The sequence below is a fragment of the Streptomyces sp. NPDC001851 genome (assembly GCF_040297165.1).
Classification (GTDB): domain Bacteria; phylum Actinomycetota; class Actinomycetes; order Streptomycetales; family Streptomycetaceae; genus Streptomyces.
On record NZ_JBEOYR010000001.1, the window covers coordinates 527,811 to 543,940 of the forward strand.

Genomic DNA, 16,130 nt, shown 5'->3' on the forward strand with positions numbered 1-16,130 from the left:
CCCCTGCGGCGGGATGCCGAGCGTCGGCCGCGCTTACCGGAACTCTCAGATGAGGCCCAGGGAGCGAACCGCCTCGCGCTCCTCCTCCAGCTCCTTCACCGACGCATCGATGCGGGCACGGGAGAACTCGTTGATGTCCAGGCCCTGGACGATCTCGTACTTGCCGTCCTTGGTGGTGACCGGGAACGAGGAGATCAGGCCCTCCGGGACACCGTAGGAACCGTCCGACGGGATACCCATGGAGGTCCAGTCGCCCTCGGCGGTGCCGTTGACCCAGGTGTGGACGTGGTCGATCGCGGCGTTGGCGGCGGAGGCGGCCGACGAGGCACCGCGGGCCTCGATGATCGCGGCACCGCGCTTGGCGACGGTCGGGATGAAGTCCTCGGCCAGCCACTTCTCGTCGTTCACGACCTCGGCGGCGTTCTTGCCGGCGACGGTGGCGTGGAAGATGTCCGGGTACTGGGTGGCGGAGTGGTTGCCCCAGATGGTCAGGCGCTTGATGTCGGCGACCGTCGAACCCGTCTTCTTCGCGAGCTGCGTGAGCGCGCGGTTGTGGTCCAGGCGGGTCATCGCGGTGAAGCGCTCGGCCGGGACGTCCGGCGCGGCGGCCTGGGCGATGAGCGCGTTGGTGTTGGCCGGGTTGCCGACGACGAGGACCTTGATGTCGTCCGCGGCGTGGTCGTTGATGGCCTTGCCCTGCGGCTTGAAGATGCCGCCGTTGGCCTCCAGCAGGTCGCCGCGCTCCATGCCCTTGGTGCGCGGGCGGGCGCCCACCAGGAGGGCTACGTTGGCGCCGTCGAAGGCGACGTTCGGGTCGTCGGTGATCTCGATGCCCTGGAGCAGCGGGAAGGCGCAGTCGTCCAGCTCCATGGCCGTGCCCTCGGCGGCCTTGAGCGCCGGGGTGATCTCCAGGAGGCGCAGCTTGACCGGCACGTCCGCGCCGAGCAGCTGGCCGGAGGCGATGCGGAAGAGCAGGGCGTAACCGATCTGGCCGGCCGCGCCGGTGACGGTGACGTTCACGGGAGTGCGGGTCATGGCGTTCTCCGTATGACAGCTGGCGGTGGGGCGTCCCTGCCCCGGGCGGATGATCGATCTCTTGGCGTCAAGAGAGATCCAGCGGTCAGGCTATCGCGCATCCGGCATGCGAGACGTCCGGGGCCGTGTGGATCAGCCCACAAGCCGGACACGTACCGGACGACGTGGCGGCCGCCCGTCCGGGAGAGGGAGAGAGGACGGGCGGCCGCCAGGTGGGGGTACCGGTTGCCGGACTCCCGTGGGGGTACTCCTCGCGTGCCCCGGATCCGCCCCGCCATGCGCCCGCCCCCGGAATTTCACCCGCCTCCTTCACGCGCGCCGCTGCTCCGTGCCGCACGCACGCCGTTACTTCGTGCACCCCGTCCGCCCGGAGGCGAGGTTCGCGCAGGCCTTGGCCTCTGCCGCGTTCCGCACGGCGACCATCGGGGTGTAGGCGATGGTGTCGCCGACGGTGGTCGTCTCGCCGGTCTGCCGGACCTTGCCGGCGGTGATCTGGACCTTGTCGCCCTGGGCGGCGCCGGTGATCCGGCCCCAGGCGGTGCCGCAGGCCTTGCTGTAGCGAACCTCCAGGGTGGTGGTGCCGACGGTGACGGTCCGGGCGGTGGTGACCAGGTCCCCGCTGCAGCCCATCGCCTCGGCGTCCTTGCCGGTGCAGGCGGAGCCGGCGCACTTGACCCCGGGCGGGGTGCTCACGTCCGGGGTGGCGCTCGGGGACGGCGGCTTGGCGGTGTTCTCGTGCTTGGCGCCGTGCCGCTGGGTGAAGAAGAAGACGGCGGCTATGACGACGAGCACACCGACGAGCCCGGTGACGAACATGATCACCCGCTGCCGCCCCGCGTTCCCCGGGGCCGGGGCGCCGCCGCCGGGCCGGGGGGCCGGTGCCTGCGGCTGCTGCCCGCCGTAGAGGTCCGGCGCGTCCGGGACCCGGCCGGCACCGCCGGGCAGGGCGCCGGGCCGGAAACCGTTCGCGGCGGCGGCGCCGGCACCCGCGCGGTCCCCCGTTCCGGGCCGGGCCCGCACCGGGGACGGCCCCTGATACCCGGCCAGATTCCATGAGTTGCCACCGGAGCTCCCGCCCGCTCCGGCCCCGTCACGGTCAGCCGGTCCACGCCCCGCACCCTCACGGTCGCTCGAACCCCGGCCCGCACCCTCACGGTCAGCCGGGTCGGGACCGGCACCCTCACGGCCGCTCGAACCCAGGCCCGCACCGTCACGGTCAGCCGGACCACGGCGCGCACCGCCCCGCCCCGCGCCGTCCCGCGCGTCGGCGTCGGGGGCCGCCGGCTGTGGGGGAATCGTCGGGGAGACGCCCGCCGGACCGGCGATGCCGATGGCCGGACCGAGGCCCTCCCCCTTGCGGCCGGACGGGCCGCCGGCCGCCTCCGCCGCGCCGAAGTCCCCGAGTGCGGCGCGCGCCTGGGAGATGCGGATCGCCTCCATGGTGCGGTCGTGCCGCATCTCCGCCCGGCTCCAGGCGCGTTCGGCCAGCTCCCACATCGTGGTCAGGTGCACGGGGCTGGTGCCGGTGACCTCGGCGAGCGCGACGACCGCGCCCTTCGGCGCGAGGAGCCGGCCGCCCAGGTAACGCTCCCAGGACGTCTTGCTGTAGCCCGTGCGGTCGGCGAGTGCCGCGACGCTCATGCCGCTGCGGTCCACGAGCCGTCGCACCTGGCTGGTGAACTCCTTGATCTGCGGGTCCAGATCGTCGGGCAGGTCTTTCCAGCGAGGCATCGATTCCCCCCTTGCTCTCCCCCGGGCTTCCCCGTCCTGGCTACCCACAAGGATGCCCTGCCTGTGGATCCCAGTTCCCGGGGTGGGGGCGCGCGGGAGCACGAACGGCGCGCGGACACCGTAGCGGAACGGTCACTTCCGTGCCACAGCGCATGGACAGGCGTTGAACAGGCCGTTCATGGGCGGAAGGCTGAAAGACGGCGGCGGCTCGTCCCTCCTCGGGGGAGGGGACGAGCCGCCGTCCTGCACACACCTCTACTGGCTGATGGTGAAGTGCAGGGTGTCCTTCAGGAACGGGATCTGCAGCCACGGCTTGGGCTGGACCATCATCGCCAGCAGGACGATCACCAGGCCGAGGACGCCGTACGTGACGATGTCCGTGAAGCGCGAGCGTACGGCGAGCATGCCGACGCCCGGCAATATCCAGCGCATGACCGCCCCGGCCAGCAGGGCGGCGCCGATCAGCAGGGTGCCGAAGCGGAACACGTCGAGCGCGGTCAGCAGCAGGCCGAGCGCGACCCCGCCGAGCACCACGAGCAGGGGCCACTGCCGCGCCGGGGCCGGGGCGTCGCCGGGCGCGGCCCGGCCGCCGCCCTCGGGCCGGGCGGTGTCCCGGGTGATCCGCGGGAAGCGGCGCGTGGTCCGCCGCGGCTGCCCCTGCGCGTCCGGGGCGCTGATCGCGTCGCGCACGGTCGGCTCGCCGCCGTGCGCCTGCTCAGCCGGCACTGCGCTCCGCCGCCTCGACCACGTTGACCAGCAGCTGCGCCCGGGTCATCGGGCCCACACCGCCGGGGTTCGGAGAGATCCAGCCGGCCACCTCGACGACGTCCGGGTGGACGTCACCGACGATCTTGCCCTCGGCGTTGCGGGAGACACCGACGTCCAGGACGGCGGCGCCCGGCTTGACGTCCTCGGCGCGGATCAGATGCGGGGAGCCGGCGGCCGCGACGATGATGTCGGCCCGCTTCAGGTGGGCGGACAGATCGCGGGTGCCGGTGTGGCACTGGGTCACGGTGGCGTTCTCGCTGCGCCGGGTGAGCAGCAGCGGCATCGGACGCCCGATGGTCACGCCCCGCCCGACCACCACGACCTCGGCGCCCTTGATCTCCACGCCGTGGGCGCGGAGCAGGGAGAGGATGCCGTTGGGGGTGCAGGGCAGCGGCGCGGGCTCGTTGAGCACCAGCCGGCCGAGGTTCATGGGGTGCAGCCCGTCGGCGTCCTTGGCCGGGTCCATCAGCTCCAGGATGCGGTTCTCGTCGATGCCCTTGGGCAGCGGCAGCTGCACGATGTAGCCGGTGCAGGACGGGTCCTCGTTCAGTTCGCGGACGACCGCCTCGATCTCCTCCTGGGTCGCCGTGGCGGGCAGCTCGCGCTGGATGGAGGCGATGCCGACCTGTGCGCAGTCGCGGTGCTTGCCGGCGACGTACTTCTGGCTGCCGGGGTCGTCCCCGACCAGGATCGTGCCGAGGCCGGGCGTGACGCCCCTCTCCTTCAGCGCCGCCACGCGGGCGGTCAGATCGGACTTGATCGCGGCTGCGGTGGCCTTGCCATCGAGAATCTGGGCGGTCATGCACCCATCCTCGCGGATGACCCGGCCCCGGTTCCAATCCGGGGTGGCGGGGCGCCGTACCGCCTTGTCGGCAGATGATCGACGATGTTGCACTTGCACAACACCTGTGGCTTCCGGCTGGACAAGTCAGTAACCGGTCAAGAACGATGAGCAGCACAGTGCAGCGGGCAGCTCGACGGGGGGACGGACCGCATCTGTAGAAAATCTCCTCCGTGCAGTGCCGCGCCTCGTCCCCAGCACTCGATCCAACGGAGGAAACACCGCCATGAGCTTCGGCGACCAGAACAATCCCTACGGCGCCCCGCAGGGCCAGCAGCCCGGCTACGGCTACCCGCAGCAGCAGCCCCAGGGCGCCGGTTACGGCTACCCGGCCGCGCCGCCGGTCCAGCAGCAGTACGGCGCCGGCGCCCCGATGACCGCCATGCCGGGCAACGTCAGCGCGGCGCGCGTGATGCTCTGGGTGATCGTGGGCCTGCAGGTGATCGGCGCGGGGCTGTTCGCGTTCTACGCGGTGGCCGTGAACCACGCGAAGCACGACAGCGCCCTGCAGGACGACTCCTCCTTCCAGAAGGTCGCCGACTACGGGACCGGCCTCCTGCTGACCCTGACGGTGTTCGCGCTCGCCTGGGGCGTGTTCGCGGCCGTGCTCGCGGCGAAGTTCAACACCGGCGGCAACGGCGTCCGCATCACCACCCTGGTGTTCGGCATCATCACCGCGGTCCTCGGCCTGTACCCGTTCGTCATCGTGGGCCTCGTCCACACGGTGCTGGCCATCCTGATCGCCTGCTTCGTCGGCGGAGCCAACGGCAAGGCCTGGTTCAACCGCGCCCGTTACTGAACCCGCCCGCGCGACGGCACAGTTCGCGCCATTTCAACACCGAGGGCCGTGTCTCACCCGTCCAGGGGGAGGCACGGCCCTGGTGTCTCCCCCTAGTCTGACTCGGGTAGCCGTACCCGGCCGGGGTGGCCGCAAGGCACGGGGAGCCGCACCTTGTACAGCATCATCGTCGTACCTCCGCCGACCACGGAGGACCGGCAGGACCGCACCCACCGCACCCAGATCCGGCTCGCCCCCGGTGAGCGCCTCAGCTTCGGGCGGGCGCCGGGCAACGACCTGAGGATCCCGCACGACGGGGTCTCCCGGCGGGCCGGCGAACTCGGCGCCCAGGGCGCGTTCTGGATACTGAGCAACCTGTCCGCGCGGCACACGTACGTCGTGGAGAACCCGGAGGGCGCCGGCGAGCACATCAAGGTCGGCCCGGGCCGGCTCGACGCGCCCGTGCCGTTCGAGTTCTCGCGGATCGTGCTGCCCGCCGCCGGGGAGCTGCTGACGATCGAGGTGTGGGCGCCGCGCCACGACTATCTGCGCGACGGCGCGGGACCGGACGGCGACACCACCGCCCCGGCCTTCTCCGTGGACCGCACCAAGCGCTACTTCGCCGTCCTGGCCGCCCTGTGCGAGCCGCGGCTGCGCGGCGACCCGCACGCCCCGCTGCCCACCGTCGACCAGGTCGTCGACCGGCTGCGCCCCGCCTGGCCGGCCGCCTCGCGCACCTCGGTGCAGTGGAACATCGACTATCTGGCGGTCAAGCTGCGGCTGAAGCCGGGCCCGGAGACCGCGGACACCGGTCCCCGCCTCAACGGCAAGAAGGAGTCCCTGGTCTCCCTGGCACTCCGCTTCGACCTCGTACGCGAGGACGACCTGGTCGTCCTGTCCGGATCCGGGTCCGGGTCCGTGAGCCGGGCGGCCCGGTGACCGAGCCGTACGCCGTGCCGGTGCCCAGGGGCTACCGGGTCGGCGTCTGGGAGGTGCGCGAGCCGATCGCGACGGGGGCCTTCGGCAGCGTGTACGCGGGCCGCCGCACCGGGGACGGCACTCCTGAACTGCCGCGCACCGCCGCCCTGAAGTTCCTGCCCACCGGCACCGGCACCCCCCGCCAGCTGGCCCATCTGCGCGAACTCATCGAGCGCGAGGTCGAGCTGCACCGCCGGCTCAGCCGGCCGCGGCTGATCCGGATGTACGAGACCGTCGTCGTCGACGACCCGTCCCGCCCCGCCCTCGACGGCGCCACCGTCCTCGTCCTGGAGCGCGCCGAGGGCTCCCTGTCCGCCCTGCTCACCGCCTCCCCCCGCCCGGACGCCGGACCCGCCCTGCTCGCCCAGATCTGCGAGGGGCTGGCCCAGCTGCACCGGGCCGGCTGGGTGCACGGGGATCTGAAACCGGCCAATGTGCTGCTGATGGCGGACGGTTCGGCACGGCTCGCCGACTTCAACATGGCCGCCGAGCTGGAGGGCACCCACGCCTACACCCCCGCCTTCTCCACGCCCGACTACACCCCGCCCGAACTGCTCTGGTCGGAGATCGGCGAACGGGGCCGCCGTATCCGCCCCTCCGCCGACGTCTGGGCCTTCGGTGTACTCGCCCACCTCGTCCTCACCGACTCCTTCCCGCTGTCCGGCGCCACCCCGACGGCCCGCCGCGACGCGGCCGCCGCCTACGCCCGCGGCACCGACGAACTGCGTCTGTCGCCCGAACTCCCGGAATCCTGGCGGGAGATCGTGCGGGACTGCCTGGCCCGGACGCACGAGGCACGCATCGGCACCGAGGCGCTGCTGCGCCGCGTCGAGGGGGCCGCCGGCACCGGCCGCTCGCCGCGCCCGCCCCGGCTGTTCCCGCGCCGCGGACGCCGGCGGGCGGTCGTCGCGGGTGCCGCGGCCGCCGCCGTCGCGGCCCTGGGGTACGGCATCAGCACCTGGGCGGCTGCCGGCGGCACCGGCGAGAAGGGCGTGGCCGCCTACGGCGCCTCCGAACTCCGCACGGACCAGGGCGTCCCGGTGCAGTACCGGAAGCTCATCGTCGACTCCGCCCACGCCTGCCCCGAGCCCGAGGTCACCCCCGCGCTCGTCGCGGCGATGCTGAAGGCCGAGAGCAACTTCGACCCGAACCTCTCCGACCCGGCCCAGCACGAGTTCGGCATCGCCCGCTGGACCCCCGCCGTCCTGCGCTGGTACATGCGCGACGACGGCGTACCCGCGTCGGCCACGCCCACCCCGCCCCTGACGCCCTCCGTCTCCATCCCGGCCATGGGCCGCTACCTCTGCTTCATGGCGCCCCACCTGAAGTCCGGCCTGCCCGGCGACAAGCGCGTGCTGCTCGCCGCCGCCTACCGGACGTCGTACTCGAAAGTGAACGACACGGGCGGAGTTCCCCCGAAGTACCGCGACTACTGCGCCCGTGTCGCCCACTACCTCAAGGAGTACACGCCTCCGGAAAAGAAGTGACCCTGAGACTTCCGAGGTACCGGCGGACGGGCGCGGCCGGGATGGTGGAACCACCGAACCACTCGTTCACATGGGGGAACAGTGAACATCGCCAAGCCCGCCGCACTGCTCGTCGCGGCCACCGCCCTGCTCGCCGGCTCCACGGTCGCGGCGACCGCCGCCACCACGCCGGACGGCACCCGGGTCACCAGCGTCCAGCAGGTCGCCGACCAGGTCCTCGCCGGCCACCCGAAGCCGCTTTCGGCCTCCGCCGACCAGGTCCGGTACAACGGCCTGACCCTCACCAAGGCGCCGCAGGGGGCGGCCGCCAAGAAGGACCTGGACTGCGCCTACGGCCACCTGTGCATGATCGTCCGTGGCACCAAGTTCGACTTCTACAAGTGCCAGACGTGGACCGTCTCCAACTGGACCGGCGACGGCCCGTTCACCAACAACCAGACGCCGGGCACGGTCGCCAGGTTCTACAACCAGGACGGCAGCGTCCGCTGGACCTCCACGGCGTACGAGGCCGGCACGGCGACCTGGGACCCGATCTGGTCCCTGCGCCCCTGCTGAGCCGGCCCCGCCCGGCTGGCACGACCGACGGTCTCCGGCTCCCTCGGGGGAGGGCCGGAGACCGTCGGTCATGCGGCTGGTGCCCTGCGGCGGGGTCAGTGGAAGAAGTGGCGCGTACCGGTGAAGTACATGGTCACGCCCGCCTTCTTGGCGGCCTCGACGACCTGCTCGTCGCGGATCGAGCCGCCCGGCTGGACGATCGCCCGGACACCGGCGTCGATGAGGATCTCGGGGCCGTCGGGGAAGGGGAAGAAGGCGTCGGAGGCCGCGTAGGAGCCGCGGGCCCGCTCCTCGCCGGCCCGCTCGACGGCCAGCTTGCAGGAGTCGACGCGGTTGACCTGGCCCATGCCGACGCCGACCGAGGCACCGTCCTTGGCGAGCAGGATGGCGTTGGACTTGACGGCGCGGCACGCCTTCCAGGCGAACGCCAGCTCCTTCAGCTCCTCGTCGCCGAGCGCCTCGCCCGACGCCAGGGTCCAGTGGGCCGGGTCGTCGCCGTCGGCCTGGAGCCGGTCGGTGACCTGGAGCAGCACACCGCCGTCGACCTGCTTGGCCTCCACCCGGTTGCAGGGGGCGCTCGGGGCCTTCAGCACGCGGATGTTCTTCTTCTTGGTGAGGGCCTCCAGGGCCCCCTCCTCGTAGTCCGGAGCGACGATGACCTCGGTGAAGATCTCCGCGACCTGCTCGGCCATCTCCTTGCTGACCGGACGGTTCACGGCGATCACGCCGCCGTACGCGGAGACCGGGTCGCAGGCGTGCGCCTTGCGGTGCGCCTCGGCGACGTCCGAACCGACCGCGATGCCGCACGGGTTGGCGTGCTTGATGATCGCGACACAGGGCTCGTCGTGGTCGTACGCGGCACGGCGGGCGGCGTCCGTGTCCGTGTAGTTGTTGTACGACATCTCCTTGCCGTGCAGCTGCTCGGCCTCGGCCAGGCCGCCCGTGCCGTCGACGTACAGGGCGGCGTCCTGGTGCGGGTTCTCGCCGTAGCGCAGGGTGTTCTTGCGCTCGTAGGTGGCGCCGAGGAAGTCGGGGAACCGGGACTCGTCGACCGGCGCGTAGGAGGAGGCGAACCAGGAGGCGACGGCCACGTCGTAGGCGGCGGTGTGCCGGAAGGCCTCGGCGGCCAGCCGCTTGCGGGCGGCGAGGTCGAACCCGCCGTCCTTGACGGCCGCGAGGACGTCGGCGTAGCGCTCGGGGCTGGTGACCACGGCCACGGAGGGGTGGTTCTTGGCGGCGGCGCGGACCATCGAAGGCCCGCCGATGTCGATCTGCTCCACGCACTCGTCCTCGCTCGCGCCCGAGGCGACGGTCTCGCGGAACGGGTAGAGGTTGACGACGACGAGGTCGAACGGCTCCACGCCCAGCTCGGCCAGCTGCTCACGGTGGCTGTCCAGCCGCAGGTCGGCGAGGATGCCCGCGTGCACCCTCGGGTGCAGGGTCTTGACCCGGCCGTCCAGGCACTCGGGGAAGCCGGTCAGCTCCTCGACCTTGGTGACGGGGACGCCGGCGGCGGCGATGCGGGAGGCCGTGGACCCGGTGGAGACGAGCGCGACACCGGCCTCGTGCAGCCCGCGCGCGAGCTCTTCCAGCCCGGTCTTGTCGTAGACGCTGACGAGCGCGCGACGGATGCCCCGCTTGCCGCTCTCGATGCTCTCGGCGGTCACTGGATAACTACCTTTCGTCCCTCAATGCGATAGCCGTTGCGGGCGAGCCGCCCCACGACCTCGACGAGCAGCCTTCGCTCGACTTCCTTGATGCGCTCGTGCAGCGCGCTCTCGTCGTCCTCGTCCCGGACCTCGACCACGCCCTGGGCGATGATCGGGCCGGTGTCGACGCCGTCGTCGACGAAGTGGACGGTGCAGCCGGTGACCTTGGCGCCGTACGCGAGCGCGTCTCGGACACCGTGGGCCCCGGGAAAACTGGGCAGCAGGGCCGGGTGGGTGTTGACGAACCGCCCGCCGAAGCGCGCGAGGAACTCCTTCCCCACGATCTTCATGAACCCGGCGGAGACCACGAGGTCCGGCTCGTACGCGGCCACCGCCTCGGCGAGGGCGGCGTCCCACTCCTCGCGGCTCGCGTGGTCCTTGACCTTGCACACGAAGGTCGGCAGTCCGGCCCGCTCGGCGCGGGCGAGCCCCTCGATGCCGGCGCGGTCGGCACCTACGGCGACGATCCGCGCGCCGTACCGCTCGGCTCCGGTGCGCTCGATCTCGTCCAGCAGCGCCTGCAGATTGGTGCCGGAGCCGGAGACCAGCACGACGAGGCGCTTGACCGCGGGGCCAGCGGGGGTGGCGGCCACGATGGGGCCCTTTCTCGGGGTGGCGATGTGTCCGGTCGGTGATCGCCCGCGCGGTTGTACGTTCGCACGAACGCTTCGTACCCCCGGATACGGGGAAGTCTACGAAGCGGCCGACCGTCAGCAACGATACCGGCACTCGGGAAGGCCCCCACGGGACGGGGGAGTGGCCGGAAGGTAGCGTTCGCAAGGAATCACGAAGGGGAAGCCCCGGGAACGCGGTCGTCGTGCGGTGCGTTGTCGGGGTGGAAGCTCATGTGGGACAGCCGTAGTCACCCAGGGGAAGACGCTCTTTTGATGCCCGATCGCAGCCCGCGACTCCTCACGTTCCCTCCGCGCCCGGCCCAGGGAGGGGAGCGTGGCGCCATGCTGTTGCGGGAGCGGCCGGTCTCGCCTCCGGAGGCTCCGCAGGGCGGTCAGGACGGCCGGGACGACGACGGGCGGGGCGGGCACCAGGACGACAACCCGTTCGCGCCGCCGCCCGAGGGCACCCCGGACCGGCCCTGGCAGCCCCGCCACCCCCAGGGCCACCAGGGCGCCGGTCCCGGCGCCGGGGGCGGCTCCCCGTGGGGCAGTCAGTGGAGCGACCGCCAGCCCGGACGCTCCCACGGCGGCTTCGGCGAGCGGCCCGGCGGCGGCCCCCAGGGGCCCGGCGGACCGGCCGGCTCCGGCATGCGCTGGGACCCGACCGACCCCACCCAGCGCCGCGCGCGCTATGCCCTGCTCTCCGGCATGTGGGCCGTCTTCTTCGCCCTGTTCAGCTGGCCGTACGTGGCCCTGTTGCTGGGCGCGCTGGCCCTCTACTGGGGCGTCAGCGCACTGCGCGCCAAGCCGGGCAGGCCGAACCCGGACTCCCCGACGCCACCGCCGGCCCCCGGCCGCCCCCGGACGACAGCGGCCATCGGCGGCCTGATCACGGCCTCCCTGGCTCTGGTCCTGGTCGCCTCGACCTTCACGGTGCAGCTGGTCTACCGCGACTACTACACCTGCGTCGGCGACGCCCTCACCCACGAGGCCAAGCAGTCCTGCGACAGCCTGCTGCCGCGGGAGCTGCGGGGCGTCCTGGGGGGCGCCAACGACTGAGCCCGCGGCGCCGCGGGGGTGTCCACGGGGCGGTGAAGCCGGCGTCTCCACACGGGCGACCCGGCCGGGCGCAGCGAGGGCGCGCGCGACTGACGGGCTCGGTGACTGTTCGTGGACAGCGTGACGAGGCTCGGTACTCGGGTGCGGGGCGAGGTTGTGGTGGGCGGGTCGGGGGCCGTGGGGTCAGTGGGCTTCCGTCCGGGGCCCCGTGGTGTCCCCGGCCGGCTCGACGGAGTCCACGGCGCATTCGGCGGGGGCCGGGTCGGGGCCCGTGGGGTCAGCGGGCTTCCGGCCCGGGGTTCGTGGGGTCCGCGGCCGGCTCGGCGAAGTCCAGGGCGCGTTCGGCAAGGGCCGGGTCGGGGGCCGTAGGGTCAGTGGGTTTCCGGTCGGGGTTCCGTGGTGTCCGCCGCCGGCTCGACGGAGTCCAGGGCGCGTTCGGCGGGGGCCGGGCGGGGGCGTTCCGGGGGGAGCGGCCAGGCGGGCGCGGTCGGTGACGAGCTCGGCTGGGGGGCGTCCGACGCGCCGCGCGATGCCGCCGGCTCGCTCACGGCCGTCCAGCGTGCGGCGCCCGTGAGGTCGTCGGGCCAGTCCGGGGCGAACGGGTCGTCGGCCGGGAGGATCTCGTACGGGTCCTCCTCCGCGGCGCCGGTCGCGGAGGGCCTGCTCTCCGGCCGGGCAGGGTCCCTGCCGGTGCCCGGTTGCCAGCCCCTGTCCCTGTCCTTGCCTCCGCCCTTGCCCTTGCCCTTGCCCTTGTCGTTGCCCTTGTCCTTGTCGTTGCCCTTGTCCATGGATTTCGTGGCCCCCCTGCCCTGGCCTTGTCCCTCCTCCTCCGGGCTGCTGCCCGCCTCCGTGCCCCGGGGCTCTTCTTCGGCCTTGGCCGTGTCCTCGGCCTTCGCCGGCTCCTTCGGCCTCCCCTGCTCGTTTCCGGCTCCGTCGGTCCCCGTCCCGGAGTTCGCCGCGGAAGCCCTGCCGTCCTGCCCCGCCCCTGTCCCCTGCGCCGGGATCTGCCCGCCCCGCGTGCGCCCGCGCCACACTCGCCAGCCCCGTACGACCAGTGCCACCGGCATCCCGAACACCGCCGTCCAGGCCCCCACCGCTGCCCCGGTCTGCCACCACACCGGCCCGAAGCGGGCCAGCGCGGCCACGCCCAGCGGGCCGCCCGCCAGCTCGGCGAGCAGGGCGAAGACCGCCGCGCACACCGCCGCGGTCAGCAGCGTCACCCCGGCGGTACGGGCCGCCGACCACCGTGCGGCCACGGCCGCTTCCCCCGGCTGCGACCGCTCCACGGCCCCGCGCGCCACGAACCACCCCGCCGTCACCCCGGCCGCCACCGGCACCAGCCCCGCCAGCCAGTTCGGCAGCGACCCGGCACCCGCGTCCGGCACCGCCGCCAGCAGCGGGAAGGGCGGCAGCAGCGGCGCCGGATCGGAGGCCAAGGGGTTCACCCCGTGTCCGGCACCGAGGAGGAAACCCGGACCGAGGGCGTAGGACGCGGCCCACACCGCCGCGTTGGGAATCAGCGCGATGCCGAGCACCAGCACCGCGCACCGTCCCGTCCAGCCCTCGGTCAGCTGCAGGAAGGACGCCTGCGCCGCCTCGCCGTGCCACACCAGCGACACCCCGAGCACCAGCGCACCACCGCCGAAGAGCACCGCCGTAGCAGCGCCGGTGGCCCGTACGGCCGTACCCACCCGGGTGCGCGCGTCCGACCCGAACACCACCCGCCGCACCGGCCCCGGCAGCACCGTCAGCATGTTCAGCACCGGCTCGCGGGGACGGCCGTACGCCGACCACACGCCGGCCGCCGCCGCACCCGCCGCGACCAGCGGCAGACACGCCGTCACCCAGGGCCACGCGGGCCGCAGTTCGCCGCCCGAGCAGTACAGCGCGATCGCGCCGCCGACACCCAGATAGCCGATGACGACCCCGGTCCACACCGTGCGCGCCGGTACGGGCGGCGGGCCGTCGGCGTCCTCGGGCGCGTCCACCGCGTCCCGGGCCGCCCGGTACACCCGCCACACGGGCAGCGCCAGCAGCAGCAACGGGGTCACACCCACCGGCATGGGCACACCCGAGAGCGTCTCGGTGCGGACCAGTTCGACGCCGTGCGCCAGCAGCCACAGCGCCGCGGCGACGTGCAGCGCACCGCCCGGACCGCTGTCGGGATACGGCGAGCTGACCCACAGCAGCATCAGCAGCGCGGCGAACGAGGCGAATCCGAGCCCGGCCGCCACCGCGCCGGCCAGGAGGCTCGCGGCCAGCCCGGGCTCGCGGTCCCGCATCCGGGCCAGCAGGGGCGACAGCGACGGTCGGCGAGCGGTCAGCAGAGTCACCCCGCCATGCTGCCAATGCCACCCGCTTTCCCCACGCAACAGGCGAACTTCCGATGTGTCGCCCAATATATGTTTATGTTCTTTTTCGCACGGAAGGGCGCATGGTGACGACGACTCAGACCACCGACGACCCGCTGCCGCCGCCGGCCGAACGCCGACGGCTGCGCGAGTCCCGGTCACTGACGAAGGCTCAGGTCGCCGCGCGGGTCGGCGTCAGCCGCTCGACGATCCGCGCGTGGGAGTCCGGCCGCCGCGTTCCGCACGGACGCGAGGGCGAGGCCTACGCCAGGCTGCTGCGGGCGCTCGCCGCACCGGCGGCGCCCGGGGAGACGACAACGGCCGGGACGGCCCCGGAGACACCCGCTGCGGCCACCGCGGCCCCTCCCCCTCTCCCTGCCCCTTCCGCTGCCGCTGCCGCTGCCGGGGGTACGACACCGGTCGCCGCGGATCCCCTGACGCCGGCTCAGGCCTTCGACGCGCTGTACGCGTTCTGCGCGCCCGCCCTCGTACGCCAGGCGTACCTGCTCACCGGGCGCCGGGAACTGGCCCGCGAATCCGTGGAGCGGGCCTTCCAGCTGGCCTGGCAGCGCTGGCCCGAGCTGGCCCGGGACCGGGATCCGGGCGGCTGGGTGCGGGCGGTGGCGTACGACTGCGCGCTCTCGCCCTGGCACCGCTTCCGGCCCCGCTACCGGCACCCGGAGCCGCCGCCCGCCGATCCGGCCGACCGTGCGCTGCTGAACACCCTGCTGACGCTTCCGCCGTCGTACCGGCGCACGCTCGTCCTCTACGACGGTGTGGGCCTCGACCTTCCGGAGACGGCGGCGGAGACGGAGGCCAGCACGCCGGCTGCCGCGAACCGGCTGACCCACGCACGGGAGGCGGTGGCCGCGCGGCTGCCGGAACTGGCCGACCCCGCGCAGCTGCACCGCCGACTGCTCGAACTGGCCTCGAAGGAGCGGTTGGGCACGGGCAGGCCCACGGTGATCCGCACCGGCTGCGAGCGGCGGAACGTGTTCTGGACCCGGGCGGCGATCGCGTTCACCGTGACGATCGTCGGCGCGACGACGCTCACGCTGCGGACGGCTCCCACCCACTACGAGGCCCCCGTCGCTCCGGCGCAGGCGGTCCAGGGGGTGCCGGCGGCGGGGGTCATGGGCCCGCTGTCGCGGGAGGAACAGGCACTGCGCGCGAAGCTGCGGGCTGCCGCGAGGGGGCCGGAACGATTGGCACCGGAACCCGGGTGAGCCTTGAGCACCACTCGGCGTGACCGGCGCGAACGTCGGCAGGCCCCGCCCCGGCGAACGGGGCGGGGCCTGCCGACGCTCAGCTGACGTGTCTCAGCCGGCCAGGATCTCGCGGGCCAGCTTCGCCGTCTCGGTCGGGGTCTTGCCGACCTTGACACCGGCGGCCTCCAGGGCCTCCTTCTTCGCCTGGGCCGTACCCGACGAACCGGAGACGATGGCGCCGGCGTGACCCATGGTCTTGCCCTCGGGGGCGGTGAAGCCCGCGACGTAACCGACGACCGGCTTGGTCACGTTCTCCTTGATGAACGCCGCGGCACGCTCCTCGGCGTCGCCACCGATCTCACCGATCATCACGATGAGCTCGGTCTCCGGGTCGTCCTGGAACGCGGCCAGGGCATCAATGTGGGTGGAGCCGATGATCGGGTCGCCACCGATGCCGACGGCCGTCGAGAAGCCGATGTCACGCAGCTCGTACATCATCTGGTACGTCAGCGTGCCGGACTTCGACACCAGGCCGATGCGGCCCGGCTTGGTGATGTCGCCCGGGATGATGCCGACGTTCGACTGGCCCGGGGTGATGATGCCGGGGCAGTTCGGGCCGATGATGCGGGTCTTGTTGCCCTTCTTGCCGGCGTACGCCCAGAAGGACGCCGAGTCGTGCACGGCGATGCCCTCGGTGATCACGACGGCCAGCGGGATCTCGGCGTCGATGGCCTCGACGACCGCGTCCTTGGTGAACTTCTCCGGCACGAAGATGACGGAGACGTTGGCGCCGGTCTTCTCGATGGCCTCCTTGACGGTGCCGAAGACCGGTACCTCGGTGCCGTCGAAGTCCACGGTGGTGCCCGCCTTGCGCGGGTTCACGCCGCCCACGACGTTCGTGCCGTCACCGAGCATGAGCTTGGTGTGCTTCATGCCGGTGGCGCCGGTCATGCCCTGGACGATGACCTTGCTGTCCTTGTTGAGCCAGATAGCCATGGTGTGTTGGTGTCCTCGTC

The 16,130-nt window shown here is 72.9% G+C and carries 14 protein-coding genes; 6 read left to right on the plus strand and 8 right to left on the minus strand.

The genetic code is table 11. The features are described from left to right. Nucleotides 1-45 precede the first annotated feature (45 nt). The 4 genes from ABT171_RS02495 to ABT171_RS02510 form a co-directional block, all read right to left on the minus strand. Nucleotides 46-1,035 (minus strand): malate dehydrogenase, encoded by a 990-nt coding sequence (locus ABT171_RS02495; RefSeq protein ID WP_351238899.1) that lies wholly within the window; start codon nt 1,033-1,035, stop codon nt 46-48. Between the two features lie 345 nt (nt 1,036-1,380). Beyond that, entirely contained in the window at nt 1,381-2,766 is a 1,386-nt protein-coding gene (locus tag ABT171_RS02500) for an XRE family transcriptional regulator (protein ID WP_351238901.1), read from the minus strand. Nucleotides 2,767-3,021: 255 nt separating this feature from the next. Beyond that, complete coding sequence (locus tag ABT171_RS02505; protein ID WP_351238903.1) at nt 3,022-3,492, minus strand: DUF3017 domain-containing protein; 471 nt, start codon at nt 3,490-3,492, stop codon at nt 3,022-3,024. Further along, nucleotides 3,482-4,336, minus strand: a complete 855-nt coding sequence (locus ABT171_RS02510; RefSeq protein ID WP_351238905.1) for a bifunctional methylenetetrahydrofolate dehydrogenase/methenyltetrahydrofolate cyclohydrolase — start codon at nt 4,334-4,336, stop codon at nt 3,482-3,484. Before ABT171_RS02510 ends, ABT171_RS02505 begins: the two co-directional genes overlap by 11 nt. Before the next feature lie 265 nt (nt 4,337-4,601). On the opposite strand from ABT171_RS02510, the gene ABT171_RS02515 reads away from it, so the two are divergent. The 4 genes from ABT171_RS02515 (at nt 4,602) to ABT171_RS02530 (ending at nt 8,173) form a co-directional block, all read left to right on the plus strand. Further along, nucleotides 4,602-5,174, plus strand: coding sequence for a single stranded DNA-binding domain-containing protein (locus ABT171_RS02515; RefSeq protein WP_351238907.1), 573 nt, complete (start codon nt 4,602-4,604; stop codon nt 5,172-5,174). Between the two features lie 153 nt (nt 5,175-5,327). Continuing rightward, nucleotides 5,328-6,092: an FHA domain-containing protein gene (locus tag ABT171_RS02520; protein ID WP_351238909.1), complete on the plus strand. Its 765-nt coding sequence runs from the start codon at nt 5,328-5,330 to the stop codon at nt 6,090-6,092. Beyond that, nucleotides 6,089-7,618: a protein kinase domain-containing protein gene (locus tag ABT171_RS02525; RefSeq protein ID WP_351238911.1), complete on the plus strand. Its 1,530-nt coding sequence runs from the start codon at nt 6,089-6,091 to the stop codon at nt 7,616-7,618. The genes ABT171_RS02520 and ABT171_RS02525 overlap by 4 nt, the downstream gene beginning before the upstream one ends. An 81-nt stretch (nt 7,619-7,699) precedes the next feature. Beyond that, a complete protein-coding gene (locus ABT171_RS02530) occupies nt 7,700-8,173 on the plus strand; it encodes a hypothetical protein (protein ID WP_351238913.1) in 474 nt (157 codons plus the stop codon). 95 nt (nt 8,174-8,268) lie between these two features. On the opposite strand, the gene purH is transcribed toward ABT171_RS02530, so the two are convergent. Together purH and purN are read right to left on the minus strand one after the other, a co-directional pair. Beyond that, nucleotides 8,269-9,840, minus strand: coding sequence for a bifunctional phosphoribosylaminoimidazolecarboxamide formyltransferase/IMP cyclohydrolase (gene purH / locus ABT171_RS02535; protein ID WP_351238915.1), 1,572 nt, complete (start codon nt 9,838-9,840; stop codon nt 8,269-8,271). Beyond that, on the minus strand, nt 9,837-10,475 hold the full coding sequence (gene purN, locus ABT171_RS02540; protein WP_351238917.1) for a phosphoribosylglycinamide formyltransferase: 639 nt from the start codon (nt 10,473-10,475) through the stop codon (nt 9,837-9,839). The genes purH and purN overlap by 4 nt, the downstream gene beginning before the upstream one ends. A gap of 294 nt (nt 10,476-10,769) precedes the next feature. Between purN and ABT171_RS02545 the strand changes: the two genes are divergently transcribed. Then, nucleotides 10,770-11,555, plus strand: a complete 786-nt coding sequence (locus ABT171_RS02545) for a hypothetical protein (protein ID WP_351238919.1) — start codon at nt 10,770-10,772, stop codon at nt 11,553-11,555. A gap of 371 nt (nt 11,556-11,926) precedes the next feature. On the opposite strand, the gene ABT171_RS02550 is transcribed toward ABT171_RS02545, so the two are convergent. After that, on the minus strand, nt 11,927-13,888 hold the full coding sequence (locus tag ABT171_RS02550) for a cell division protein PerM (protein WP_351238921.1): 1,962 nt from the start codon (nt 13,886-13,888) through the stop codon (nt 11,927-11,929). A 101-nt stretch (nt 13,889-13,989) separates the two neighbouring features. Here ABT171_RS02550 and ABT171_RS02555 point away from each other — a divergent pair, with 101 nt between their 5' ends. After that, nucleotides 13,990-15,132, plus strand: coding sequence for a helix-turn-helix domain-containing protein (locus ABT171_RS02555; protein ID WP_351238923.1), 1,143 nt, complete (start codon nt 13,990-13,992; stop codon nt 15,130-15,132). A gap of 93 nt (nt 15,133-15,225) precedes the next feature. On the opposite strand, the gene sucD is transcribed toward ABT171_RS02555, so the two are convergent. Next, nucleotides 15,226-16,110 (minus strand): succinate--CoA ligase subunit alpha, encoded by an 885-nt coding sequence (sucD, locus tag ABT171_RS02560; protein ID WP_351238925.1) that lies wholly within the window; start codon nt 16,108-16,110, stop codon nt 15,226-15,228. Nucleotides 16,111-16,130: the final 20 nt, after the last annotated feature.

Coding starts and splice junctions, on each gene's coding strand:
- ABT171_RS02495 (WP_351238899.1), bottom strand. CDS start 1,035: ATGACCCGCACTCCCGTGAACGTCACCGTCACCGGCGCGGCCGGCCAG.
- ABT171_RS02500 (WP_351238901.1), bottom strand. CDS start 2,766: ATGCCTCGCTGGAAAGACCTGCCCGACGATCTGGACCCGCAGATCAAG.
- ABT171_RS02510 (WP_351238905.1), bottom strand. CDS start 4,336: ATGACCGCCCAGATTCTCGATGGCAAGGCCACCGCAGCCGCGATCAAG.
- ABT171_RS02515 (WP_351238907.1), top strand. CDS start 4,602: ATGAGCTTCGGCGACCAGAACAATCCCTACGGCGCCCCGCAGGGCCAG.
- ABT171_RS02545 (WP_351238919.1), top strand. CDS start 10,770: ATGCCCGATCGCAGCCCGCGACTCCTCACGTTCCCTCCGCGCCCGGCC.
- ABT171_RS02555 (WP_351238923.1), top strand. CDS start 13,990: ATGGTGACGACGACTCAGACCACCGACGACCCGCTGCCGCCGCCGGCC.
- sucD (WP_351238925.1), bottom strand. CDS start 16,110: ATGGCTATCTGGCTCAACAAGGACAGCAAGGTCATCGTCCAGGGCATG.